At 60.5% G+C, this 22,922-nt stretch carries 24 protein-coding genes; 10 read left to right on the plus strand and 14 right to left on the minus strand.

Annotated features, from left to right (window positions below):
- Window positions 1–149: 149 nt before the first annotated feature.
- Window positions 150–1,040, plus strand: a complete 891-nt coding sequence (locus tag AACY45_RS01755) for an ATP-binding protein (protein ID WP_339543858.1) — start codon at window positions 150–152, stop codon at window positions 1,038–1,040.
- Window positions 1,037–1,519: a GAF domain-containing protein gene (locus AACY45_RS01760; RefSeq protein ID WP_339543859.1), complete on the plus strand. Its 483-nt coding sequence runs from the start codon at window positions 1,037–1,039 to the stop codon at window positions 1,517–1,519. The genes AACY45_RS01755 and AACY45_RS01760 overlap by 4 nt, the downstream gene beginning before the upstream one ends.
- Here AACY45_RS01760 and AACY45_RS01765 read toward each other — a convergent pair whose 3' ends face one another.
- The 8 genes from AACY45_RS01765 to AACY45_RS01800 all read right to left on the minus strand — a co-directional run bounded on the left by AACY45_RS01765 (window position 1,520) and on the right by AACY45_RS01800 (window position 12,257).
- Complete coding sequence (locus AACY45_RS01765; protein ID WP_339543860.1) at window positions 1,520–4,468, minus strand: HD domain-containing phosphohydrolase; 2,949 nt, start codon at window positions 4,466–4,468, stop codon at window positions 1,520–1,522.
- Between the two features lie 125 nt (window positions 4,469–4,593).
- The gene (locus tag AACY45_RS01770; RefSeq protein ID WP_339543861.1) at window positions 4,594–8,214 is read right to left on the minus strand and encodes a transporter substrate-binding domain-containing protein; all 3,621 of its coding nucleotides are present in this window, start codon (window positions 8,212–8,214) and stop codon (window positions 4,594–4,596) included.
- Window positions 8,215–8,222: 8 nt separating this feature from the next.
- The gene (locus AACY45_RS01775; RefSeq protein ID WP_339543862.1) at window positions 8,223–8,849 is read right to left on the minus strand and encodes a response regulator transcription factor; all 627 of its coding nucleotides are present in this window, start codon (window positions 8,847–8,849) and stop codon (window positions 8,223–8,225) included.
- A 255-nt stretch (window positions 8,850–9,104) separates the two neighbouring features.
- Window positions 9,105–9,503, minus strand: coding sequence for a response regulator (locus tag AACY45_RS01780; protein ID WP_339543863.1), 399 nt, complete (start codon window positions 9,501–9,503; stop codon window positions 9,105–9,107).
- Window positions 9,504–9,766: 263 nt separating this feature from the next.
- Window positions 9,767–11,098, minus strand: a complete 1,332-nt coding sequence (locus tag AACY45_RS01785; RefSeq protein ID WP_339543864.1) for a deoxyguanosinetriphosphate triphosphohydrolase — start codon at window positions 11,096–11,098, stop codon at window positions 9,767–9,769.
- 115 nt (window positions 11,099–11,213) lie between these two features.
- Window positions 11,214–11,555, minus strand: coding sequence for a hypothetical protein (locus AACY45_RS01790; protein WP_166590170.1), 342 nt, complete (start codon window positions 11,553–11,555; stop codon window positions 11,214–11,216).
- Window positions 11,552–11,941: a phage holin family protein gene (locus tag AACY45_RS01795; RefSeq protein ID WP_095168154.1), complete on the minus strand. Its 390-nt coding sequence runs from the start codon at window positions 11,939–11,941 to the stop codon at window positions 11,552–11,554. Before AACY45_RS01795 ends, AACY45_RS01790 begins: the two co-directional genes overlap by 4 nt.
- Before the next feature lies 1 nt (window position 11,942).
- A complete protein-coding gene (locus AACY45_RS01800) occupies window positions 11,943–12,257 on the minus strand; it encodes a DUF883 family protein (protein WP_339543865.1) in 315 nt (104 codons plus the stop codon).
- Window positions 12,258–12,581: 324 nt separating this feature from the next.
- On the opposite strand from AACY45_RS01800, the gene AACY45_RS01805 reads away from it, so the two are divergent.
- The 5 genes from AACY45_RS01805 to AACY45_RS01825 all read left to right on the plus strand — a co-directional run bounded on the left by AACY45_RS01805 (window position 12,582) and on the right by AACY45_RS01825 (window position 16,016).
- On the plus strand, window positions 12,582–13,790 hold the full coding sequence (locus AACY45_RS01805; protein WP_339543866.1) for an ammonium transporter: 1,209 nt from the start codon (window positions 12,582–12,584) through the stop codon (window positions 13,788–13,790).
- Between the two features lie 76 nt (window positions 13,791–13,866).
- Window positions 13,867–14,103, plus strand: coding sequence for a glutaredoxin family protein (locus AACY45_RS01810; protein WP_339543867.1), 237 nt, complete (start codon window positions 13,867–13,869; stop codon window positions 14,101–14,103).
- Window positions 14,104–14,208: 105 nt separating this feature from the next.
- A complete protein-coding gene (locus AACY45_RS01815; protein WP_339543868.1) occupies window positions 14,209–14,640 on the plus strand; it encodes a LexA family protein in 432 nt (143 codons plus the stop codon).
- 71 nt (window positions 14,641–14,711) lie between these two features.
- Window positions 14,712–15,041, plus strand: coding sequence for a transcriptional regulator (locus AACY45_RS01820; RefSeq protein ID WP_339543869.1), 330 nt, complete (start codon window positions 14,712–14,714; stop codon window positions 15,039–15,041).
- 84 nt (window positions 15,042–15,125) lie between these two features.
- A complete protein-coding gene (locus AACY45_RS01825) occupies window positions 15,126–16,016 on the plus strand; it encodes a pseudouridine synthase (protein WP_339543870.1) in 891 nt (296 codons plus the stop codon).
- Between the two features lie 100 nt (window positions 16,017–16,116).
- Here the strand turns inward: AACY45_RS01825 and AACY45_RS01830 are convergent, their stop codons facing one another.
- Complete coding sequence (locus tag AACY45_RS01830; protein WP_166590178.1) at window positions 16,117–16,338, minus strand: YgdI/YgdR family lipoprotein; 222 nt, start codon at window positions 16,336–16,338, stop codon at window positions 16,117–16,119.
- Between the two features lie 76 nt (window positions 16,339–16,414).
- The gene (mobA, locus tag AACY45_RS01835; protein WP_339543871.1) at window positions 16,415–17,017 is read right to left on the minus strand and encodes a molybdenum cofactor guanylyltransferase MobA; all 603 of its coding nucleotides are present in this window, start codon (window positions 17,015–17,017) and stop codon (window positions 16,415–16,417) included.
- A gap of 81 nt (window positions 17,018–17,098) precedes the next feature.
- Here mobA and moaB point away from each other — a divergent pair, with 81 nt between their 5' ends.
- Window positions 17,099–17,638 (plus strand): molybdenum cofactor biosynthesis protein B, encoded by a 540-nt coding sequence (gene moaB, locus AACY45_RS01840; protein ID WP_166590180.1) that lies wholly within the window; start codon window positions 17,099–17,101, stop codon window positions 17,636–17,638.
- A 22-nt stretch (window positions 17,639–17,660) separates the two neighbouring features.
- Window positions 17,661–18,848: a molybdopterin molybdotransferase MoeA gene (locus AACY45_RS01845; protein WP_339543921.1), complete on the plus strand. Its 1,188-nt coding sequence runs from the start codon at window positions 17,661–17,663 to the stop codon at window positions 18,846–18,848.
- Window positions 18,849–18,890: 42 nt separating this feature from the next.
- On the opposite strand, the gene AACY45_RS01850 is transcribed toward AACY45_RS01845, so the two are convergent.
- Window positions 18,891–19,082, minus strand: coding sequence for a hypothetical protein (locus tag AACY45_RS01850; RefSeq protein ID WP_339543872.1), 192 nt, complete (start codon window positions 19,080–19,082; stop codon window positions 18,891–18,893).
- Window positions 19,083–19,391: 309 nt separating this feature from the next.
- Between AACY45_RS01850 and yegS the strand changes: the two genes are divergently transcribed.
- Window positions 19,392–20,285 (plus strand): lipid kinase YegS, encoded by an 894-nt coding sequence (yegS, locus tag AACY45_RS01855; RefSeq protein WP_339543873.1) that lies wholly within the window; start codon window positions 19,392–19,394, stop codon window positions 20,283–20,285.
- 8 nt (window positions 20,286–20,293) lie between these two features.
- On the opposite strand, the gene AACY45_RS01860 is transcribed toward yegS, so the two are convergent.
- The 3 genes from AACY45_RS01860 to AACY45_RS01870 form a co-directional block, all read right to left on the minus strand.
- A complete protein-coding gene (locus tag AACY45_RS01860) occupies window positions 20,294–20,953 on the minus strand; it encodes a response regulator transcription factor (RefSeq protein ID WP_339543874.1) in 660 nt (219 codons plus the stop codon).
- Window positions 20,950–21,843: a sensor histidine kinase gene (locus tag AACY45_RS01865; protein ID WP_339543875.1), complete on the minus strand. Its 894-nt coding sequence runs from the start codon at window positions 21,841–21,843 to the stop codon at window positions 20,950–20,952. Before AACY45_RS01865 ends, AACY45_RS01860 begins: the two co-directional genes overlap by 4 nt.
- A gap of 240 nt (window positions 21,844–22,083) precedes the next feature.
- Entirely contained in the window at window positions 22,084–22,554 is a 471-nt protein-coding gene (locus AACY45_RS01870) for a hypothetical protein (RefSeq protein ID WP_339543876.1), read from the minus strand.
- Between the last annotated feature and the right edge of the window lie 368 nt (window positions 22,555–22,922).

A 22,922-nucleotide genomic window follows, 5' to 3' on the forward strand; every position in this document is an offset into this window, starting at 1 on the left:
CACTTTCGTTTCCCTTCTGGGCCAAGCATAGCTGATCGTTACCGGGTTTTGCCCACGCGTGCAGCGCTCTGGCTCGCGACTCGGGGCGGCTGGCGCCAGGACCGGGTCGGTCTGCCCATCATTACTGTGAACTGCCTTGAGGAGAAGACGTGGACTCTCGATTGAATGCCTTTCTTGAACGCGCTGATGCGGTTCTGGCTCGTATCGAGCCGCTGCTGCCAGCGCCGCGCAGTGCCATCGACTGGACACACTGCCTGGCTGCCCGCTGGCAGCGCGAGGGGCGCAGCGGTTATCTGCTACCGCTTCAGGTCAGCCTGGACATGCGCCTGAGCGACCTGATCGGGGTCGACAAGCAACTGGAGCAGTTGGGCCGCAACACGCGCCAGTTCCTCGATGGCCTGCCTGCTAACCATGCGTTGCTCTGGGGCTCGCGGGGAACGGGCAAGTCTTCGCTGGTGCGCGCGCTGTTGGCCGAGCACGCCAAGGGCGGGCTGCGCTTGATCGAGATCGAGCGTGATCACCTGGCGGACCTGCCGCGGGTGGTCGAGCAGATTGCCAAGTTGCCGCAACGCTTCGTGCTGTTCTGTGACGACCTGTCCTTCGAGGCGGGCGAGGGCGACTACCGGGTGCTCAAGAGTGTGCTCGACGGTTCGCTGGAGCAGGCCCCGGACAACGTCCTGCTGTATGCCACCTCCAACCGCCGCCACCTGGTGCCGGAAAAGGAAAGCGATAACGAAAACTGGAAAAGGGTCGACGGCGAACTGCACCCCAGTGAGGCGGTGGAGGACAAGATCGCACTGTCGGATCGTTTTGGCCTGTGGCTGTCGTTCTATCCCTTCACCCAGGAGCACTTCCTCAACGTGGTCGAACACTGGGTTGGCGAGTTGGCCGCCAAGGCCGGGCTGACCTGGCAGCGTGATGAAGAGCTGGATATCCTCGCGGTGCGCTGGGCCACCGGCCGCGGTAACCGCAACGGGCGTTGTGCCTACCAGTTTGCCCGCTATTGGGTTGGCCTCAAGTTGTTGGAGCAGCAGGCATGATCGATTTGCAAAAGAGCGGTGCGGGCCTGGAGGGTTATGGCCTGCTGTGCGCACAGCTGGAGTCCTTGCTGGCCGATGAGCGAGATTTTATCGCCAACGCCGCGCAGTTCTCGGCGTTCCTGTTCCATCAGCTCGATGATCTGAACTGGGCGGGGTTCTACCTCAACCGCAATGAAGAGCTGGTGCTCGGGCCGTTCCAGGGCCAGATTGCCTGTGTGCGGATCCCCTTTGGGCGGGGTGTTTGCGGCACCGCTGCGGCCACGCTCACGACTCAACGGGTGGAGGATGTGCATGCCTTCGCCGGGCATATTGCCTGTGACAGCGCCTCGAACAGTGAACTGGTGGTGCCGCTGGTCAAGGACGGTCGACTGATTGCCGTGCTGGACCTGGATAGCCCCTCTCTGGCGCGCTTCAGCGTTGCTGACCAGGTGGGCATTGAGCAACTGGCGGCGATCTTCCTGCGCCTGACCGACTGCTGATCAAGTAGCCAGGCCTGCTTTGGCGAGCAGGCTTTGCCGGTCCACGGCATCGATTTGTGCCGGCTCAAGGTATCTGTCGGCGTACTGCTGATAGATCTGCTCCTCGAGAAAAAGCGCAAAAAGCTGTGGGTCGATATGGGCATCACGGCACATGAACGCCATGATGCCCAAGGCCTCACTGAGGGTCTTGGCCTTCTTGTAGGGGCGATCTGCGGCGGTCAGCGCTTCGAAGATGTCGGCAATCGCCATCATCCGCGCCGGCAGGCTCATCTGTTCCCGTGTGAGTTGCCGCGGATAACCAGAGCCGTCCATTTTTTCGTGATGCCCGGCGGCAATCTCCATGACGTTGCTCAGGTGGCCGGGGAAGGGCAGGTGGCTGAGCATCAGGATCGTCTGCACCATGTGATGGTTGATGATGTAGCGTTCCTCGCGGGTCAGCGTGCCGCGGGTGATGCTCAGGTTGTACAGCTCGCCGCGGTTGTATTTGTACGGCGGTACGTCGAGTTTGAAGCCCCAGGGATTGTCCGTGGGCATCAACTCGGCACTGTTGCGCTCGAACAGGTGCTCGGGTTTATCAGCCAGCAACGGCTCGCTGACCGGCAGCATGGGCGCCGGGGTGCGCGCCTGGCGGCGGTTTTCCTCCCAGGACAGCCCCAGCCGGTCATCCAGCGTGCGGGTCCAGGTGCGTTGAGCAATGGTGTGCAGGCGTTGCAGATCGGCCTCGGCCATGGCCTCGCCCCCCAGGTTGGTGCGGGCGATAAAGGCAAAATCGTCGTCAAGGGTGGCCAGGTGGGTGTCGCGCGCATCGGCCAGTGACTGCCCGTCACCCCCTTGGGCGAGGCCCTGCCAGTAGTCGATCCAGGCATCGCGCTTGAGTACCTCGAAGCGGGTGCGGATCTCATGCAGGCGGTCGGTGAGGGTCTCGAGCTTGGTGGCTTTGTCGACCACGTATTCGGGAGTGGTGACTTTGCCGCAGTCATGCAGCCAGGCGGCAATGTGCAAGGCTTCCCACTCATCATCGGTGGGATTGTAGCGCTCGAACTCCGGTGCCTGGCTCGCGGCAGCTGCCTGGGCGAGCATCAGGGTCAGTGCGGGCACCCGTTGGCAGTGGCCGCCCGTATAGGGACTCTTGGCATCAATCGCCCCTGCCAGCAACTGAATGAAGGCGTCCAGCAGCTGTTTTTGCTTGTGCTGCAGGCGCTGGCTTTCGATGCTGACGGCCGCAGCGCCGGAGACCGCCTGGATAAAGGCGATCCGGTCGGGGCGCAGCTTCTCCTGGTCCGCTTGGGCGCCGCTGTCGGCCAGCAGCAGGACCAGAGCGCCGACGGTTTCGTTATGGCGGTTGTGCAGGCGAATGCCGATCAGGTGCACGCTGGGGCACTGCAGTGCCAGCAGTACACCTTGCAGGTCATCTGCCTGCTCGAATCCCAGGGTCGTCACCAGGGCGTTCTGGCTCGCCAGTGGGTGCAGCCAGGCAGGGGCGTGGGTGTCGTCGGGGTCGTGCCCCTTGATGTTGAACGCCGAAAGGTCGCGGGATTCACCCTCGATGAACAAGCCATGGGGCTCGAGGCGGTTGCCTTCATTTTCCCGCAGGTAGATCAGCCCCGCCTGGGCCTGGCCAATCTTCACGGTCTCCGCCAGGACTCGTAGCAGCAGCGGCTCGAAGCGGGTTTCTGCCGACAGGCTGTCGGTGATTTCAAAGAAGCTGGCCAACGTTTCTTTCATGCGGGCCATGGAAACGCTGAGCTGGTCGACTTCCAGCACCGGCGAGCGGCGCGCGACCGGGTAGTTGAAATCAAAACTGCGGATCGCATCGGCTTCCTGCACCAGTACGCGCAGTGGCTTGACCAGGATGCGGGAGGTCAGCCAGCCCAGGGGGACACACAGCAACAAGATGGCCAGGGTCAGCAGGGCGCCCTGCCAGCGCATTCGATAGGCATTGACCAGCAACTCCTCTTCAGGAACCATCACCGCCAGATTCAGCCCGCGCGGGCCACCTTCCTGAATGCTGCTGCGGGCGAAGATCCATTGGCGATTGCCGGCCTCGAGGCGATTGCCGCTGGCCGGATGCAACCACAGGGCTGCCAGGGCCGGGCTCAAGTCCTTGACCTTGGCCAGATGGGCCTTTTGATCATCGACGATCAGCTTGCGGCTGTCGGGGTAGGCGACGGCATTGCCGTCGCCGTCGAACAGGACGACTTCGGTGCCGGGTGTCACCTGGTGCTTGGCCAGGGTGGCGGATAATTGGGCCAGGGTCAGGTCGGCACCCACTACGGCGTTGGGGCCGCTGTGGCGGGCGAGCGTAGTACCGATGTTGTGGGTCGAAAAGAAGATGTAGGGCTCGGTGGTGATCTGCTCGTCGCTGCTGTTGGCCCCGTCGAACCAGGCCCGGGTGCGCGGGTCATAGGCCTCCTGCGGATTGTCCAGGCGCCCGATCTGGTTCAACGTCGCGTCATAGAACAGTGATTGTGAGCGGGTTTGCCCGGTCAGGCTGTCGCGATCGATGCTCCAGACCTGAAAGGCGGCGGCATCCGGTGCCCGCAGGTTTTTCTTCAGTTCATCGCTGCGCAATGGCCGGACCATGAAAAAATCGCCGTCGGCGTAACCGACGTAGAGGGATGCCAGCTCGGTGTTGTCCCTGAGGGACTGGCTGAAGGGTTTGAGCAGGGGCAATCGGTGCGCCAGGTCCGTCCCCTGAATCGCGGCGCCTTCCGCTAACAGGCTCAGCAGTCGCCGAATGGGCTGGTAGGTGGTTTGCAGGTCCCTGCGCACATCCTGGTCGATGCGTTCGAACAACTTCTCGCTGCTGGAGAGGATGATCTCGGTGGTTTGTCGATAATTAAAAATCCCCAGCACAACGCCCGTGAACAGCAGCAACAGGGTGAACATCACGCTGATATGCACGTGTAATGGCAATCGGCGCTCGTCCGGGCGTGGTGGGCTGGGCATTGCGGGCTCTCCTTAGTCGATACGCACGGCTCAGCGAATAAGCATAGTTAATGGTGCAACGGTCTGCCGTGAATCCTTGAGACTGCCCAAGGGCCAGGGCTGCGGCCCGGGAAGTGTCAGGCCGGTCATTGCTGAGCAATCTCTCGTTGCAGCGCTTTCTCCAGTTCCAGCATGGCCTGGTGTATCGCTTCGGTGCAGGTCGCCAGTCTGGCCTCGGCGAATGCTTCGTGACACATCCTTTCAAGCGCCTCGCAGCTGTCCATCAGTCTTGCCGCCTGGACGATGCGTGCCGCGCCTTTGATTTTGTGGGCAATGTCGATGAATGACTCGCGCCCGCTGGTTGGCGACAAATCGAGCAGTTCTTGTCGATCGAGGCGATTGCTGTTGAGCAGTTCGGTGAGCAGACGCCGCACTAGCGAGGGGTCGCCACCGGTCAGTGCTTGCAGGCTCTGCAGGCTGAAGGCCGGTTCTGCATTGAGCGGCCGCAGGGTCTCCAGGCATTGGCTGAGTGTCGCCAGGCTGATGGGCTTGAACAGGCAATCGTTCATTCCCGCCTCGCGGCATCGAGGCTTTTCCTCTGGCTGGGCGTTGGCGGTGAAACCGAGCACTGTGCACGGTGGACGTTGCTCATCGAACTCGATCCTGCGGATGGCCTGGGCCAGTTCATAGCCATTCATCACTGGCATGTTGCAGTCGGCGATCACCAGGTCGAAATGGCCCTCCTGCCAGGCCAGCAATCCTTCTGCACCATTGTTCGCCGTGACCCATCGATGCCCCAGGAACCCCAGTTGCTGGCTCATCAACAGGCGGTTCGCCGGGTGGTCATCGACCACCAGCACGCTCAAGCTGTCCTGGACCGGTGCGACCAGCGCCGGTAGCCGTTCCTGCGCGGATGCATCGGGCAGTGGCGTCATGGGCAGTTCAACCCGCACCTCGGTGCCGACGCCTGACTGGCTGCTCAGTTGCAGGTTGCCACCCATCATTTCGCACAGGTTGCGGCAGATCACCAGGCCCAGGCCCGCCCCACTCCTGGCCATTTGCCCGGGGTGTTGCGCCTGGGCAAAGGGTGCGAACAACAAGCGCTGGTCGTGCGCACTGATGCCGACCCCGGTGTCGGTGATGCACATGACCATCTGTCGGTGCTCGGCCCCCTCGACCGGCAACAACCGGACACTGATGCTGACGTCTCCCTGTTCGGTAAATTTGATGGCATTGCTGATCAGGTTGGACACTATCTGTTTCAGGCGCAGAGGGTCGGTCAGCACATCCGGCTGCGCAATCGCGTCGGGAAAGTCGAGGCTCAGCGCGAGTTTTTTTTGTCGTGCGAGTCCGTCAAAGACCCGTACCACCGCTTCCAGGGTTTCGCCGAGATTGACCCGTTCGGGCGCCAGGCTCAAGTGACCGGATTCGATTCGGGCAATGTCGAGAATGTCACCGATGAGCTCCAGCAGGTCCTTGGCCGAGTTGTAGGCCACTTCAATGGCGGGACGATTCTGCAGGTTATGCTCGTCACGTTCGAGGGTCAGTTCGAGCATGCCGATTACTGCATTCATCGGCGTCCGGATTTCGTGGCTCATGGTGGCCAGGAAGGTACTCTTGGCGCGGTTCGCTTCATCGGCGCGTTCTTTGGCGGACCTGAGATCATCGAATAGTTGGCGTCTGTCGCTGATGTCGATCCAGCCGCCGATAATGCCCTGGACCTCTCCCGTGGAGTCCCGGTAGGGCAGGATCCAGTGATAGATCGTCAGCTTGGTGCTGCCAATATGCAGGGTACGATCGAGCAGCATCGGCACGCCTTCGGCCACCACACGCTGATAGTCCGCCTGGTATTCCTTGGCTTCAAAGGCGTTGCTCATGGCGCCTTGCATGACGGTTTTGCCGATCACCTCCTCGCGCTTGGCGCAGAAGGTTTGCAGGTAACTGTCATTGCAACTTTGCAGGACCCCCTGGCGGTCACGCACGTAGATGGGGTGGGGCGTTCCGTTGACCAGCGTGTGCATGAACTCAAGCTGGTCATTGAGGGCCCGCTCTGCCTTTTGTCGCTGCCTGATCTGCCGGCGCATGTGGGCATTCCAGGCCAGGAGCATCAGCAGTACCAGGCTGCTGCCGATCACCAGTTGGGACAGTTGGCGCTGGTAGTTGTGCCAGGTCCCACTGGCGGGACCCATGTAGCCACGCCAGCGGCTGTTGATGATCCCCAGTTCGTCCGGGGCGATGCTCAGCAGGGCCTTGTCGAGGATGGTGCTCAACTCGAGTGCACCGCGGGCGGTGGCCAGGGAAACCGTGGCTTGTTGTGTGCCGACCGTTGCGCTGATCTGCACTTGGTCCTCGAACAATTGCGCAGCGATGAAGTAGTTGGCAATGATCAGGGATTCAACCGCGCCTTCCACCTGGCCCTTGGCAAGCAACTCCACGGCGCTGAAGGCGTCCTGCGTTTGCACCAGGTGGATGGCTGGGTGCTCACGCTGCAGGTAGTCGCGCAATGGATTGTTTTCGGTGATTGCCAGGCGCTTGCCGCGCAGTTGCTCGAGATCCGTCGGACTGCCGGGTTTCTTGCTGCTCAGCAGTACATAGGAGCTCTCCAGGTAGGGCCGGGTGAAGCTCAGGCGTGCCTCGCGCTCGACACTGGGAGCAATGGCGGCAATCAGGTCGACGCGGTCCTCCTCTATCAGGTTGATCATGGCGCGTTCGCTTGGGCTGCGATGAAGCTCGAAACGCAACCCGGTACGCAGCCTGATCAGTTCCAGCAAGTCGGCGGTTATCCCCCGCAAGCTGCCATCGGCATTAAAGAAGGTCAGTGGTGCAGCCCCATCGTTGACGGCGACTCGCACCACTGGATGTTGCGCCAGCCAGCGTTCTTCACGGTTGCTCAACTGCAGTTTGCGGTCCGTCAGCAGGATGTCACTGCCGGCGCTCCAGCGTTTGGCGATGTTTTCCCGCTCGCGGGCCGGCACCCTTGCCAGGACTTCGTTGATGAGGTTCAGCAAATCCTGGTTGTCCTGCTTGACGGCAAAGCTGAAACCGTAGGCCTCGTGTTTGCCGAAGTTGGCCATCCTGACGTTTTTCAGATAGCCCTTGTTGATCGTGAAGTGAGTGGAAATGGTATCGCCCAGAAACACGTCGGCCTGATCGAAGGCCACCGCATTGATCGCATTCTGAAAGGACGGGTAGGGTGTGATGATGGCCTTGGGGTACAGGGCCGTGACCTCTTCCAGAGGGAGGTAGTGATAGACCATGCTCAAGCGCATGCCTGCCAGGCCCTCGGTCAGCGAGCGGGTTTCGGTCTCCCGGGTGACCAGGACCGGTTGGTCAACGGCGTAGGGGATCGACAGGGCGATGTTCGATTGTCTGGCTTCATAGCCGTTGGCCGTGCCCAACAGGTCGACCTCGCCGTTTTCCAGTGCCTGGATGGCTGCTTCCCGGGAAGGGTAGCGCCGGATCTTGATAGGCAGGCCCAGGCTTTTGCCGATGATGCCCGCGTAATCGGCGGTGAATCCTTCATAGTCCTGGCCACGGGTCGTCAAGTCGAACGGCGGATAGTCGGGCGCCGAAGCCCCCAGGATCAGTTCGGCTCTGTCCTGGATCCACTGTCGTTGCGAAGGCTCCAGTTGCACATCCGTGGGGCTGGCGGTCGAGCGACTGAGCAGCGAGTAAATTCCGGTTTCGGGGTCTGCCAGGCAGACAGAGGTACTCAGACAAAAGCCGACACTCAAATACAACAAATAGTCCTTTAAAGACCTGGGCATCCTGTCTCTCACACTAAAGCGTTTCGTTTTGCCATTTCGATGAGTTCCACCAGGGATTTTGCCTTGAGTTTCTGCATGAGCCTTTTTTTGTAGGTGCTGACAGTCTTGTTACTGAGAAACATCCCTTTGGCAATTTCCTTGTTGCTGCGACCTTGGGCAAACAATTGCAGGACCATCAGTTCGCGGTCATTGACGGACCTGAACAAGTCGAGTTCAGCGCACAATTCGTCATTGCTGCGAGATGGGTTCAATGCCTGGCTGGGAAAGTAGTGATAACCGGAAAATACGGCATTGATGGCGCTTACCAGTTCACTCAGGTCTTCCTGTTTGCAGACGTACCCGCATGCGCCGGATTGCATGCAGCGAATGGCGAAAAGTTCCGGACTCTGTGCGGTCAGTACCAGGGTTTTGAGGGGCGTGTTCATGCTGTTGAAGCGCGAAAGAACTTCCAGGCCATCCAGTTTAGGGATGCTGATATCGAGAATGATCAGATCAGGCATGCATTCGCGAACCATTTGCATGGCATCGACGCCGTTATCAGACTCCCCGACGACTTTGTAACCTTCATGTTCTAGCAACATACGAACAGCGAGGCGAATGACGGGGTGATCGTCGACAATAAAAACGGTGTTCATAATCAAGTCCCATACGTGCGCGAATAAAGCGAGCACATTAGCTCAGATAGCAGGAGCGACGTATGAACCGAGGGGGGAGAGAGTGCAATATAGGACGAGTCCTACATAAGAGAAGGCGAGGGATTACGCGGCGGGGAGGAATATCAGGAAGAAGTATGCTGTCGGTGGCCAATGTTTATCCTTGTAAGTTGCAATAGGAGGGATTTCAAATAGGCGGGGAAAGTCCGTGCGGTGTACTGCCCGTGCTGAAGATGCTCAGCGGTTCCTCGGGTCTGGCGCCAGCAGGTTTATAAGTTCGGTTTTTTGTAGCGGTTTCGCCAGGTAGCCGAGTAAGGGCAAGCGCTGTTCATCGGCGGCTTTTTTCAACGTGTTTAATTCGTGGCTATTAAGGCTGCTCAGGAGTATGGCTTGCTGTATAAGCCCCTGCAGGCTCGCAATACCAATCAGTTTCAGGCCAGTGAGATCCGGAAGGCATTGGTCGCAGAGTAATAGTTCGAAGGGCGGATGTGCCTGGTTCATCTTTTGCAGGGCATTGTCGGCAGTGTCTGCGGTAGTCACTTGGGTGAAGCCGTAACTGTTAAGTAGGCAGAGTGTAGCCATGAGTTGAAAGGGGTGGTCTTCCACCAGGAGGATGCGCAAGTTGTAAGTGAACATTTAACTTTCCTGGGCGACTGAAGGGGCTTGGGGGCTACAGCGTTGCGCTTTAATAGGGTCAGGATTATCTTTTTTTTGTTGCTGAACATCTACCGTTGAATAATCGCTTGATCATAGTCTTCAGCGTAGAAGTGAAGTTGTATGTATGCCGATGCCTCAACGGTCATTCGATTCAGTGCAAGTTGTAGGAAGATTCTTCGAATAAGCCAGCGATTGTAATCACCCGTCGCGGCCCCATAAGCGGGCGCGACGGATGGAAGGGATTACGGTCGGCTAGAGCGTCCGGTCATTTCCATGGCCATTTCGCTGGCATAGCTGTCGGTCATGCCGGCAATGAAGTCGATCATGCGTAGAAACGAGGCGTGTAGTGGACCGTGTGGGTCAGGCGCGTTGTTTCCCAGCAGGTCGAGTATGCGTCGGTTCTTGAACGAGGCCGTACCTCCGCCGTGTTGCTCCAGCGCGGCGCCACAAAACCCGTTCAAGAGTATCTCCAGCGTGGTGTAGGCGCCGATTTCGTGCAGGGTCTTGCGTTTGTCCTGGAAGATCTTCTTGCGGGCCATGTCCTTGGCATTCAACACGCAACGTTTGGCCGGGCCATGCATGTGCTCCACCAGGTCACCTTGCAGCGTTCCCGCCAGCAGGGCGTCCTGTTGCTCGACGAAGGCCTGCGCCGCGGCGTTGGTCAGGTGTTCAATGGCCTTGCCGCGCAATATCGCCAGCTTGCGCCGACGTGAGTCATTGGGGCCAAGTTGACGGTAGGTTTCAGGCAGGTCATCGCCCACCAGCCCCAGCAACAGCGACTCGACCTCGGCGTACTCGAGCAACTCCATTTCCAGGCCGTCTTCCAGGTCGATCAACGCATAGCAGATGTCATCCGCGGCCTCCATCAGGTAGACCAGGGGGTGCCGGGCCCAGCGTTGTTCCTCCAGTTGCGGCAGGCCCAGCTTCTGGGCAATTTGTTCGAGCAGGGGCAGTTCGCTCTGATAGCAGCCAAACTTGTGTTTCTTGTAACCCAGTGAATCGGCATGCCGCGCGGTCCAAGGGTACTTGAGATAGGTCCCGAGAGTGGCGTAGGTCAGTCGGGTACCGCCATCGAACTGGTGATACTCCAGCTGGGTCAGTACCCGGAAGCCTTGCGCATTGCCCTCGAAATTGAGGAAGTCGTTGCGTTCGACTTCAGTCATTGCATCCAGCCAGCCCTTGTTGGCGGCCTGCTGGAACCAGTAACGAATGGCGTCCTCGCCGGAGTGGCCAAAGGGTGGGTTGCCAATGTCATGGGCCAGGCAGGCCGATTGCACCACCATCCCCAGGTCACTGGGCTCGCACCAGTCGGGCAGCGCACTGCGGATGGTTTCACCGACTCGCATGCCCAGCGAGCGGCCCACGCAGCTGACTTCCAGCGAGTGGGTCAGGCGCGTGTGGATGTGATCGTTGCTGTGGACCGGGTGGACCTGGGTTTTGCGGCCCAGGCGACGAAAAGCCCCGGAGAAAATTACCCGGTCATGGTCTTTGTGGAAGGGGCTGCGACCGAGCTCTTCCGGACTGTGCACCGGTTTGCCAAGGCGTTCACGGTTAAGCAGGGTCTGCCAATCCAAGGCTGATCTCTCCGTAGGTGACTGATGCGCTAGCTTCCCGGTTCAAGCGCCAGGCTGCAAGCCCGAGCGACCCTCTCGGGGGAGAGGGTCGCTCGGGACGCCGATGGAGTGCCCATCAGTTTTTGCGCGAGGCGCCCTGTAGCACCAGTCGGATCAGCGGCAGAAGTGTAGTGCCCAACCTGACCAGCCGGGTGGCACTGCGGATGCCGCCGCCCTTGGCGCCCTTGCCCGTGAGGAAGCCCAGCAGTGTGACCGCGGCGACCCCCCACAGTGGCGCATGCTTGATGCCCAGGCCGTCTTGAAAACTCTGGCCCATCCCGCGTACACGCTGCAGGGGCTGCAACAATTGTTGCGACTCGTGACGGATTTCCTGGCGATGCATTTCCATGCGCAGGCGTAGCAGGGCCTTGCGCATTTCCTTGCGCGAACTGTTCTTCGGGATTTCAGGCAGGTTCATGGCAGCAGGCGCTCCCGGTCATTGGCCAGTTCTTCGAGGGTCGCGTGGAACGGCGAGGACTCGTCAAAAATCGCCGCTTTCAGGCGCATCCCGCAAAACAGCGCGGCCGCCGCATAGAACACGCACAGGCCAATGATCGCGGTCAGCCGGTAAGTATCCCAGAGCAGAATCATCACCAGCGCCGAAATTCCCACCAACAACAGCAGGGCGAACACCAAGGCCAGGCCGGCAAACAGCAGCAGGCTGACTGTGCGGGCTTTCTGCTCCTGCAATTCAATGCCGAACAGCTCTACGTGGCTGTGCAGCAAGCCCAGAAAAGCCGCGCCCAGGCGTCGCGGCGAGGAGCCAGTACCAGTCTCGGACGAGCCGGATTCACCGATAGCCATATCAGCGCCGTGTCGCCAGCAGACCGATCAGGAAGCCGACACCGGCGGCAATCCCGACGGACTGCCAAGGGTTGGCCTGGACATAGTCTTCGGTGGCCGTGACCGCGGCTTTACCGCGTTCGGTCAGGGAGTCCTGGGTCAGTTGCAGGGTTTCACGGGCACGCAACAGGCTCTGATGAATCTGGCCACGCAATTCGTCGGCTTGATCGCCTGCCAGGGTCGCGGTGTGCTCCAGCAAGCGTTCGGTGTCGCTGACCAGAGTCTGAAAATCATCCATCAGAATTTCTTGAGCAGACTTTGCTGTTTTGCTGACCATGGTGATCTCCATAAGTGGCGTGTCAAAGGTTCGAGTATGGGCCCTGCACTAAGGTTCAGTGCAAATGACTGGTACAGCTTTTGCTATGTCTTGGTGCGCCGGCCGCTTCCATTGTCCTGAAACGGGCATGCCTGGCGAAAACCATAACTCAAATAATCGAAACTCGCGGCAACATCTAGGCAACGATTGATCGCGTTGAAGTCTTTGCGCCAAAACGGTTCGCCGTCATACCGGGTCCAGACCCGGAAAGGTATCAACTTGGTGCATGCCCAGGCTCGACGAACTGCTTTGGTGCTATTTGCGGTTTGAAGGTCAGCCAACCCCATGGAAAATTTGCAAAGTGCAGTGGACACCCTGGTCCATAGCTCCAATACCCTGTTCATTCTGATCGGCGCGGTGATGGTCCTGGCCATGCATGCCGGCTTCGCCTTCCTTGAGGTGGGTACGGTTCGGCAAAAGAACCAGGTCAATGCCTTGTCGAAGATCCTCAGCGACTTTGCGGTCTCGACACTGGCCTACTTCTTTATAGGCTACTGGATTTCCTACGGCGTCAATTTCCTGCAACCGGCCGCCGTGCTCAGTGCCGATCACGGGTATGGCCTGGTGAAGTTTTTTTTCCTGCTGACCTTTGCAGCGGCCATTCCGGCGATCATTTCGGGAGGGATTGCCGAGCGGGCGCGTTTCGTTCCGCAACTGTGCGCGACGGCGTTGATCGTGGCGTTTATCTACCCGTTTTTCGAAGGCATGGTCTGGAACGGCAATTTCGGCCTGCAGGCCTGGTTGCTGGAACAGTTTGGCGCCAGCTTCCATGACTTCGCCGGTTCCGTGGTGGTGCACGCCATGGGCGGCTGGCTGGCCCTGGCGGCAGTGCTGCTGCTCGGGCCACGCAACGGGCGCTACCGCGAGGGTCGACTGGTGGCGTTTGCGCCGTCGAGCATTCCGTTCCTGGCCCTTGGCTCGTGGATTCTGATCGTTGGCTGGTTTGGCTTTAACGTCATGAGTGCGCAGACGCTGCAAGGGGTCAGTGGCCTGGTCGCGGTCAACTCGTTGATGGCGATGGTCGGCGGCACCGTGGCGGCCTTGGTCGTCGGGCGCAACGACCCCGGGTTCCTGCATAACGGTCCGCTGGCCGGGTTGGTGGCGATCTGTGCTGGCTCCGACCTGATGCACCCGGTCGGCGCATTGGTCACCGGAGCCATTGCCGGTGCCCTGTTTGTCTGGTGTTTTATTGCGGCGCAGAACCAATGGAAGATCGACGATGTGCTGGGTGTCTGGCCGCTGCACGGCCTGTGCGGTGCCTGGGGTGGCATCGCCTGTGGGATCTTCGGCCAGACAGTATTGGGCGGCCTGGGTGGCGTCAGCCTGATTAGTCAACTGATCGGTACGGCGCTGGGCATCGTCATCGCGTTACTCGGCGGGCTGCTGGTGTACGGCGTGATCAAGCGCCTGCACGGACTGCGCCTGAGCCAGGAAGAGGAGTACTACGGTGCTGACCTGTCGATCCACAAGATCGGCGCGGTCAGTCAGGACTGATGGCGGACGCCCTGCGCTCGACGGTTTGGGGTGGCCGGCCTAGAATGAACACCCATTCTTTCGTGGTCCGTCTGTCATGCCCCCTGAATGCCAATTGTTCGGCACCCTTGGCTGCCACCTGTGTGAAGTCGCCGAAGAGGAACTGATGCCGCTGGTGGAGCACGGCCTGTTGGTGGAGCTGGTGGACATCGCCGACAGCGACGCACTGTTCGAGGCCTATGGCCTGCGGATCCCGGTGCTGCGCCGGGTCGATACCGGCGCGGAGCTGGGCTGGCCCTTCGACGCTGATCAAGTCGTCGCCTTCCTGGGCTGAACCCTGGCGCCAGGCGCTCCGTTTGTCGTGTCACCCCCGTCATGGATTGGCGTCAGTCCTGAATTTCGTTTACTGTATGCGCATACAGTTATTCGGGAGGCCGCCATGTCCCTCACCTTGCTCGCCAGTACCCAACGCCTGCACTTGCCCGATGCCGATGAGCTAAGCCTCAGCGCCGTGCATTGTGCCGTCGAAGATCGCGGCCAGAGTTTCTCCCTCGACCGGATCGTCGGCCTGGACGCGCCCCAGGTACGTGCAGTGCTGGTGGAAGACGACAGCTTGCTGGGCTTTGGTATCTATCCCGGTGACCGCCTGATCGTCGATCGTTCGATCAGGCCGGTTCAGGATCAATACGTGGTGGCTCACCTCGATGGCGACAACGAATATTGCGTACGCTTGCTGGCAGCCGATCCCAAGGGTGGGCTGCTGCTCAAGGCCGCCCGGCCCTCGGTGGCCTCGGTTGCCTTCGACGATCTCGATCCGGCCCCGATCTGGGGCGTGGTGCTCTGGGTGATCAGCTATGTGGGACGTGGCTGAGGGCGGCCCAGCAGGCTTTTGCATAAAGCGTCAGGCATCAGCGGGCGCAGACGAAACAGGAGTGATGCAGCATGGTCAATGTTGAACAATTGAAAGCCAGCGTGAACCGGATGTCGGCTGACGTGGTGCGTGAGGCGGTCCTGGAGCTACGGCTCGATGGCCTGGTGACAGAAGGGAAGACCCCGTTCAACAAATTGCATTTCAATACCTGCTTCGCGGAGATCGAAGCCTTGTTTCAGCGCGCTGGCTATCACCGGCAACTGGATGTGGTGGGTTATCAGGGGTTGCTCTACGCACTTTATGACCCCGGGCGCTGGGAAGCGGTGGAGGTTCTGCGCTGGTTGAAAGAGTTCACCGAGGCTGCGGCCTTGCGCGAGTCGGTGGCAGCCTGTGGTGCCTGATCCGGGACGGCATGCAATCTCCCCTAGGTAGGTTCCGGCGGTTATTGGATAATGCCCGCCTGCATTAACGGCCAGAGCTTGTGTATGTCCTCTTCATCGTTTTCCGCCGCCCACAGCCAGGCCAGCACGCTGTACCTGCCTCCGGGGTCCTGGGCTACCGTGCTTGACTGCCTGTGCGAACACTTCAGTGCCATCGGGCGCGAACAGTGGCTGGACCGGATCGCCCGTGGTCGTGTCCTGGATGCTCAGGGCCAGGCGATTGCCCTGGACCTGGCCTACAAAGAAGGCCTGCGAATCCACTACTTTCGCGAAGTGCCGGACGAAAAGGCCATCCCGGTGCTGGAAACGATCCTGTATGCCGATGAACACCTGGTCGTGGCGGACAAACCCCATTTCCTGCCGGTGACACCTGCAGGGGAATACGTCGAGCAGACCCTGCTGCGCCGCTTGATTCGTCGCCTGGACAATCCCCACCTGGTGCCATTGCATCGCATCGATCGACACACCGCCGGGTTGGTGCTGTTTTCCGCCAATCCGCAAAGCCGCTCGGCGTATCAGTCGTTGTTTCCAACCCGGCAGATCGACAAATACTACGAAGCCATTGCCCAGGCGTTGCCCCAACTGACATTCCCTTTGGTACACAAAAGCCGGCTGGTGGATGGCGAACCCTTCTTTCGCATGCAGGAAGGCCCCGGGGCGAGCAATACTGAAACGGCGGTGCAGGTCCTGGAAAAGAACGGCGACCTTTGGCGATACGGCTTGTCCCCGGTCACCGGGAAGAAGCATCAGTTGCGGGTGCACATGACGGCGCTGGGGGCGAGCATCTGTAATGACCCGTTCTATCCACAGGTACTGAAGGATGTCGAGGACGACTACGCCAACCCGTTGAAGCTGCTGGCCAAGGGGTTGCGCTTCAGCGATCCGCTGAGCGGCGTGGAGCGGGTTTTCGAAAGTCGGATCAGACTGGCCTGGTGAAGCTTCGCCACATTTGTCGCGCAGCAGGTTTTTCCTCCTCCCAGATACGACAACGCCCGCGCAGGGCGGGCATTGTCGTGCAACCCGTATAGGCCGAGGCTTACAGGTCTTTAACGGTGCGAACCTGATCCTTGTTAATGCGGGTCTGTTTGCCGTCCAGCTGTTCGAACTCGTAGAAGCCCGAGTCGGAATCGAATTTAGGGGTATCGACAGACTGGATTTCGCGACCGTCATTCAAGGTGATGACTGCAGGCGAGGAGCAACCAGCAAGGGTGGCCAGGCCCAGAGCAAGCATGAAAGTGGCGAGGGTCCGTTGAGTCATGAGATATCTCCGCAAATGAATTCTTTTAAATACTGAAGTTGAGACGTGTTGCACGTCGGCAAGTTCCTTGGCGCCGTCATTCTGGTATGCGGGCGTGCAGGCTTAACAGCTCAGGCGTATTGAGGTTGGCCAGGCGCTGATCCTGCTCCGGGCACTGCAAGGCCAACGCGCCCAGATTACGCATGATACGCCCAGGACTGCGTTCGCCGGTATTCCAGGCGCGTTCAAACGCCTCGGCAAGCGCTACCGGGATCACGCACAGCAACGGCTGCCAGTGTTCACCCTGGCGCAGCATCAAAGGTGTGGCCGGATTCTGACTGGCGACTTCGCGCATGTCGTACAGAAGCTCGGCATCAATGCGCGGCACATCACACGGCAGCACCAGCAGATGGGGGTGCCGGGCCGCCGCCAGACCCGCGCGAATGCCCGCCAGTGGGCCCGGGAAGTCGGCAATCTCGTCCTGCACCAGTTGGTCGGCATAGGCCGCGTACTGCTGCCGATTGCGGTTGCAGGAGATGATCAGGTCATCGGTCAAACCGCGCGTCAACTGGTGCAGATGGGCGATCAATGGCCGGCCCTGCCACTCCAGCAACCCCTTGTCCTGGCCACCCATGCGCTGGCCGCGTCCGCCCGCCAGCAACAGGACGGAGCAGGGCGGCAACTGAACAGTCAAGGGCATGGCGCTACTCCATCGGGGCGGCAAAAAAAGGGGGCGCTGTGATATAACACCGGGCTGTTTCTCCTACAACTGGACGAGCCTATGAAAGCCAAGGCTGATGTACCTTTCGCCCCGCTGAACATCGCGGTGCTGACTGTCAGCGACACTCGCACGCTGGAAACCGATACCTCGGGACAGGTCTTTGTCGACCGTCTGGGCGCTGCCGGCCATCATCTGGCTGCACGGGTGTTGCTCAAAGATGACTTGTACAAAATACGTGCGCAAGTGGCTACCTGGATTGCCGACGACGTGGTGCAAGTGGTGTTGATTACCGGCGGGACGGGCTTCACCGGACGCGACAGCACCCCGGAAGCTGTCAGTTGCCTGCTGGACAAGCAGGTCGACGGTTTCGGCGAGTTGTTTCGCCAGATATCGGTGGCGGACATCGGCACCTCGACGGTGCAGTCCCGCGCGCTGGCCGGCCTGGCCAATGGCACCCTGGTGTGCTGCCTGCCGGGTTCCACCAACGCGGTACGCACTGGGTGGGATGGAATCCTTGCTGAGCAGTTGGACGTCCGTCATCGGCCGTGCAACTTTGTCGCCCATTTGAAGCAGGCGGCACCTTGTGAATCCCGTGGGTAAGCCAGGCAAGACCGGCAGCTTGATGCCGGTCGAGGTGGCATTGGCGCGCCTGTTGGAGATGGCCGAGGCCTCACCGATTGTCGAGTGCGACCGCCTGCCGCTGGCGGCCGCCGAGGGGCGTGTGCTCGCCGAGGATCTGCTTTCGAGCCTCGATCTGCCGCCGTGGCCCAACAGTGCCATGGACGGCTACGCCTTGCGCGTCGCCGACTGGACAGGCGAACCCTTGCCCGTCAGCCAGAAAATCTTTGCCGGGATGGCCCCCGAGCCGCTTGCCCCCGGCACCTGCGCGCGAATCTTCACCGGCGCCCCGGTGCCGGCCGGCGCGGATTGCGTTGAAATGCAGGAAAACACCGAGGTCCTGGCTGATCAGCGTGTGCGCTTTCGCGAGCCCCTGCACGTCGGGCAGAACATCCGCCCACAAGGTCAGGAAACCACAGTGGGCGAACAGGTGCTGAGTGCCGGTACTCGCCTGGGGCCGATCGAACTCGGCCTGGCGGCCTCATTGGGCAATGCCGAGCTCAGGGTCGTTCGCAAAGTGCGGGTCGCAGTGCTGTCGACCGGGGACGAGTTGGTGGAGCCGGGGCAGGCGTTGGGGCCTGGGCAGATCTACAACAGCAACCGGGTGCTGCTGTGCAGCTGGTTGCAGCGTCTGGGTTGCGAGGTGCTGGACGGGGGCATTCTGCCGGACAACCTGCTGGCCACCCGCGAGCGCCTTGCGCAACTGGGCAGCGTCGACCTGATCCTCTCCACGGGCGGTGTGTCGGTCGGCGAAGCGGATTTTCTCGGCATCGCACTGCGCGAGGCGGGAGAGCTGGCGTTATGGAAACTGGCGATCAAACCCGGCAAGCCCCTGACGTTTGGGCACTTTCAAGGTGTGCCGGTGATCGGTTTACCGGGCAATCCGGCGTCGACCCTGGTGACCTTCGCCTTACTGGCGCGGCCCTACCTGTTGCGGCGCCAGGGCGTGAGGGATGTGACCCCGCTGCAGTTCCAGGTTCCGGCTGGGTTTGCCTGGCCCAAGGCCGGCAACCGTCGCGAGTACCTGCGCGGACGCCTGGAGCAGGGGCGGGCGATTATCTACCGCAACCAGAGCTCCGGCGTCTTGCGCAGTGCCGCGTGGGCCGAAGGGCTGGTCGAGGTGCTGGAAGAGCGCACTCTGGTCGAAGGTGATTGGGTGAACTTCATTCCATTGAGTGAAGTGCTTGGCTGAGCAGCCACCCGGCCCAGGCAGCAGCCTGGGCCGGGTGGCTGCTCAGTTGAGCCGCGTCAGCAGTTGATCGAAACGGCTGTTGGCAATCCAGCTGACGAGGCCGATGATCGCGATAAGGGTGCCGGTCGAGTAGGCAAGCCTGTACCTGATGGCTTGTAACTCGCCCCGAGCCTGGTGCAGGTCCTTGTGCAGGGACTTGAGATGGGTCTCCAGTTCTGCGATACGAGGTTCCATGTCGCTTCCTTTGGCTTTTATGGACGTGCAGCGGGTCGCCGTAGAGGCCGGCGATGCAGGTGTTTTTGCAGTGGAGCGGGTCAGAGCCTGGAGGACGGGGCCATTCATAAGCATTCACTTCCTTGTGTATTACCAATCTGTTCCTGAGGTGCCTGGACACAAGGTGTTCCAATATCAATTCAGCGTCAATTAGGCTGATTCGTCACAGGCTGTAAGAAAAAACTCGAAACCTATCGCGTCCCAGGGCTCTTTCAGTCGCGTGTGCGGTCAACATTGGCCAGAGGCCTTTGATCAACCGGAGAGATGACGATGAGTGAGCGCAAGGCGCTATTGATTTTGCATGGTAAGCAGGCACTCAACGAAGAGGTCCGCTCGGCGGTTGAGGAAAAGCGCGAGCAAGGCTGGGAGTTGGCGGTGCGCCTGACATGGGAGGCCGGTGATGCCCAGCGTCTGGTGCAAGAGGCGCTGGCTGCGGGCTATACCCGGTTGATTGCCGGAGGGGGCGATGGCACCTTGCGCGATATCGCTGAAGCCCTGGCGGCGCAGGCCGATCAAGCCAGCCTGGTGCTGCTGCCGTTGGGCACCGCCAATGACTTTGCGCGGGCGGCCGGGGTTTCCCTGCTACCGCGAGAGGCTCTGGCGTTGCTGGACGTACCGGCGCAACCAATCGACCTGGGGGAAGTGAGTGGTCAGGTGTTTCTCAATATGGCGACGGGCGGATTTGGCAGCCAGGTGACGGCGAACACCTCTGAAGACTTGAAGAAGATGCTGGGCGGGGCGGCATACCTGTTCACCGGACTCTCGCGCTTCAGCGAGTTGCATGCCGCCTATGGCGAGTTGCAAGGTCCCGATTTTCACTGGCACGGCCAACTACTGGCACTGGGGATCGGCAATGGCCGGCAGGCCGGGGGTGGGCATGAGTTGTGTCCGCAGGCGCTGGCCAACGACGGCCTACTGGATGTCAGCATCCTTCCGGCCCCGCAGGATGTCGTGGGCACGCTCAAGGACCTCCTGGCGGACGGTTGGGGCATCGACAACATGTTTGTCCGCGCACGCCTGCCATGGGTCGAGATCAAGGTCTCGGAAGGGCTCTACATCAATCTTGACGGTGAGCCACTGGAAGGCGAGAGCCTGCGCTTTTCGGTGCGTCCTGGCGCCTTGCGTGTGCATCTACCTGCGGATTCGCCGCTGCTCAAAGCGTGAGAGCCGGGTCAGTCGTCGAGGCTGATGATGCGCTCGCGCACGGCAAACAGCACCAGCCCCGCCACCTCGTAGATCTGCAGGCGCTTCATGATTTGCGAGCGGTGGGTTTCCACGGTCTTGATACTCAGCCCCAGGCCGGAAGCAATCTCGCGAGTGGATTTGCCGCGCACGATCAGCCGCAGGATTTCCAGTTGCCGCGCGGTCAGGTTATGGCTATCGACGGTGGCTGCCTGAGGGCTGTGCGCCCGTGCCAGCGCCTGGTCGATCACAGTGTGGGCGATGGCCGGGCTCAGGTAGCGCTCGTTATTGCGCAGGGCTTCAAGGGCGTGTGCCAGCTCCGTGGCCGTGGTGTCCTTGAGCAGGTAGCCATGAGCGCCGGACTCCAGGGCGCGCATGATCAGCGTCGGGTCGGTATGCATCGACAGGATCAGCACCTTGCTCTTCGGATGAACCACCTTGAGCCTTTGCAGCGCGTCGAGCCCGCCAACCTGCTTCATCGAGAGGTCGAGGACAATGATGTCCGGGTTCAAGACCTCCACCATCTCGAGCACCTGGGCCCCATCGTCGGCTTCACCAATCACTGCGTAGCCGGGAATATCCATGACCAGCGCCCGCACGCCGGCCCTGATCAGCGAGTGGTCATCCACCAGTAGCAAGTTACAAGTCAATGGGGAACCTTATTCGTGGCCGCTCGTTCGAGTGTGCGGGGTGCCCAGGGGAAAAGGGCGTCGATCCGTGTCCCCTTGCCCGGTTTGCTGGTGATGTTCAACTGGCCGCCCAACTGCTCGACCCGCTCCGCCATGCCCGCCATGCCGCGTTGTCCTTCGCGGCGGGGACACGCGGCAGGACAAAAGCCCACGCCATCATCACTGACCAACAGTGCCAATCCCTGAGGCGTACGTTGCAAACGGATCAGCAGATTCTCGGCCTGGGCGTGGCGTAGCACATTGGTGATGGCTTCCTGGCTGACGCGAAACGCCGCGACCGCCATTTGTTCTGGAATGCCTGCCAATGGCTGTTGGCATTCCAGGCTCCAGTGCAGGTTGTTGTTGGCCAGCGTCTTGAGCAGATGGGCGCGCAAACTGGCTTCCAGGCCCAGGCTCGACAGTTGCCGAGGGTTGAGTACGGCGGAGATGTCGCGCACCTTGGCCAGGGTGTCCTCCAGGGTTTCGCCGAGCAGGCTGCAGTGACTGTGCAGTTCTGGCGGCAGGCGGCGCTTGAGCCATTCGTTTTGCAGTTTTGCTGCGGTGAGCAACTGGCCGATGTCGTCATGCAATTCACGGCTGAGGCGATGACGTTCGTTTTCCTGGACCTGCAGCAAGCGGTCCGCCAGCTCCTGGGGCTGAAACTTGATGGCGCTGCGCAAGCGCAGGTATTGGCGCAATACGCCGATTGCCGCCACCAGGCTCAACACCAGCAAGGTCAGTGGTACCGGGCTGGACAGGGAGTAAGCCAGCAGGCAACCCAATGCGGTGCCCAGGCAAAGCAGCAGGGTCAAGCGGTGTATTGCCTGTCGGGAGGGGCGCCAGTTCATGACTGATTTGAGGCTGGCGTGCATGGCGCAGGGAACCCATGAATGTTCGCTGTGGGCTGGCCGGTCAGGGTGATTGACTGGAGCGGGCGGCTGCAAATCAGAGCAGTCTGAGGGGCAAAGTAGAGCCTTGCACTTCCCGCCGCCAGGGGCCGGGGTTCAGAGTGTCATTTCTGTAGCGTCAATTAATTGGTGCGCATGTTACCACCTCAGGTGCGGTTGGTCGCGCTTGCGCATGTCATCCCGACGTCATCTTGATGACGTACCTCAGGCCCGCCTGGCAGCCATGGGGGGGTAGGCCAAGCCGCTGGTCGGCGCGCCGAGCGGAACGGGCACGCAGTCGATTTGCGCCACGAAAGCCTCGAGCAAAGACGCCTGCTCGGTGCTGTCGAGGCGCAATTCGCCGGTATGCAGATCGACCAGTTCCAGCTGCCAGGCGATCAGCGTCAAACACGCCTTTAACGTACCAAGTGCCTGGTCATGCAGTTCGATCTGTCCTTGTCCCCGGCTGAGCACGGCGTGAATGGAGCGGGCGAATGCACAGATGGCACCCAGCGCCAGGACGTCCGCGCGATTGGCCAGGGTGAGCAAGGTGCCAAGTAGGCAATGGATGGCGTCCGGGTCGTTTTTGATCAACTGCAGGTGCGCCAGGCACTCTTCCGATTTTGCCAGCAGGGTTTCGGCTTCAATCAGGAACTCAGGCAGACGGGGGTTCCAGTTATTCCGTTCGATCAACATGCTTTTCTCCACGACTTCGAGTCAGGTAGGGCAATCGGGCGTCTGGTGAACGGGGCTAAGTTACTGTCTGCAAATGCACAGAGTCTGTAGGACGGTTCCGGTTTTTCCGGCAAGTCCCTATTAATTGCACACAGGGCCGCAGCGTTGACGGGAGGGGGGGCACAACGAACAACGGCGGCACGGCGTCGTGAGGCTCTCGCTGAATGTTTTGACGGGGGGTAAAGAGGGCCTGGCGGTGGCTCCGCAATCAACAACAAAAGCCTGACTCCATTCATGCAATGAGAATGCCGTCACATTAATGGCTAATGGATATCACGAATATCAGGCGAGTCCTGATTGCATCTAGGGGTTTCCCTGATGCGCGGCAG

The organism is Pseudomonas sp. RA_35y_Pfl2_P32, assembly GCF_963970735.1.
GTDB lineage: Bacteria > Pseudomonadota > Gammaproteobacteria > Pseudomonadales > Pseudomonadaceae > Aquipseudomonas.

Excerpts from the sequence above, each read along its gene's own strand:
- AACY45_RS01760 (WP_339543859.1), top strand. The coding sequence starts at position 1,037 with ATGATCGATTTGCAAAAGAGCGGTGCGGGCCTGGAGGGTTATGGCCTG.
- AACY45_RS01765 (WP_339543860.1), bottom strand. The coding sequence starts at position 4,468 with ATGCCCAGCCCACCACGCCCGGACGAGCGCCGATTGCCATTACACGTG.
- AACY45_RS01770 (WP_339543861.1), bottom strand. The coding sequence starts at position 8,214 with ATGCCCAGGTCTTTAAAGGACTATTTGTTGTATTTGAGTGTCGGCTTT.
- AACY45_RS01775 (WP_339543862.1), bottom strand. The coding sequence starts at position 8,849 with ATGAACACCGTTTTTATTGTCGACGATCACCCCGTCATTCGCCTCGCT.
- AACY45_RS01780 (WP_339543863.1), bottom strand. The coding sequence starts at position 9,503 with ATGTTCACTTACAACTTGCGCATCCTCCTGGTGGAAGACCACCCCTTT.
- AACY45_RS01790 (WP_166590170.1), bottom strand. The coding sequence starts at position 11,555 with ATGAACCTGCCTGAAATCCCGAAGAACAGTTCGCGCAAGGAAATGCGC.
- AACY45_RS01795 (WP_095168154.1), bottom strand. The coding sequence starts at position 11,941 with ATGGCTATCGGTGAATCCGGCTCGTCCGAGACTGGTACTGGCTCCTCG.
- AACY45_RS01800 (WP_339543865.1), bottom strand. The coding sequence starts at position 12,257 with ATGGTCAGCAAAACAGCAAAGTCTGCTCAAGAAATTCTGATGGATGAT.
- AACY45_RS01805 (WP_339543866.1), top strand. The coding sequence starts at position 12,582 with ATGGAAAATTTGCAAAGTGCAGTGGACACCCTGGTCCATAGCTCCAAT.
- AACY45_RS01810 (WP_339543867.1), top strand. The coding sequence starts at position 13,867 with ATGCCCCCTGAATGCCAATTGTTCGGCACCCTTGGCTGCCACCTGTGT.
- AACY45_RS01815 (WP_339543868.1), top strand. The coding sequence starts at position 14,209 with ATGTCCCTCACCTTGCTCGCCAGTACCCAACGCCTGCACTTGCCCGAT.
- AACY45_RS01820 (WP_339543869.1), top strand. The coding sequence starts at position 14,712 with ATGGTCAATGTTGAACAATTGAAAGCCAGCGTGAACCGGATGTCGGCT.
- AACY45_RS01825 (WP_339543870.1), top strand. The coding sequence starts at position 15,126 with ATGTCCTCTTCATCGTTTTCCGCCGCCCACAGCCAGGCCAGCACGCTG.
- AACY45_RS01830 (WP_166590178.1), bottom strand. The coding sequence starts at position 16,338 with ATGACTCAACGGACCCTCGCCACTTTCATGCTTGCTCTGGGCCTGGCC.
- mobA (WP_339543871.1), bottom strand. The coding sequence starts at position 17,017 with ATGCCCTTGACTGTTCAGTTGCCGCCCTGCTCCGTCCTGTTGCTGGCG.
- moaB (WP_166590180.1), top strand. The coding sequence starts at position 17,099 with ATGAAAGCCAAGGCTGATGTACCTTTCGCCCCGCTGAACATCGCGGTG.
- AACY45_RS01845 (WP_339543921.1), top strand. The coding sequence starts at position 17,661 with ATGCCGGTCGAGGTGGCATTGGCGCGCCTGTTGGAGATGGCCGAGGCC.
- AACY45_RS01850 (WP_339543872.1), bottom strand. The coding sequence starts at position 19,082 with ATGGAACCTCGTATCGCAGAACTGGAGACCCATCTCAAGTCCCTGCAC.
- yegS (WP_339543873.1), top strand. The coding sequence starts at position 19,392 with ATGAGTGAGCGCAAGGCGCTATTGATTTTGCATGGTAAGCAGGCACTC.
- AACY45_RS01865 (WP_339543875.1), bottom strand. The coding sequence starts at position 21,843 with ATGCACGCCAGCCTCAAATCAGTCATGAACTGGCGCCCCTCCCGACAG.
- AACY45_RS01870 (WP_339543876.1), bottom strand. The coding sequence starts at position 22,554 with ATGTTGATCGAACGGAATAACTGGAACCCCCGTCTGCCTGAGTTCCTG.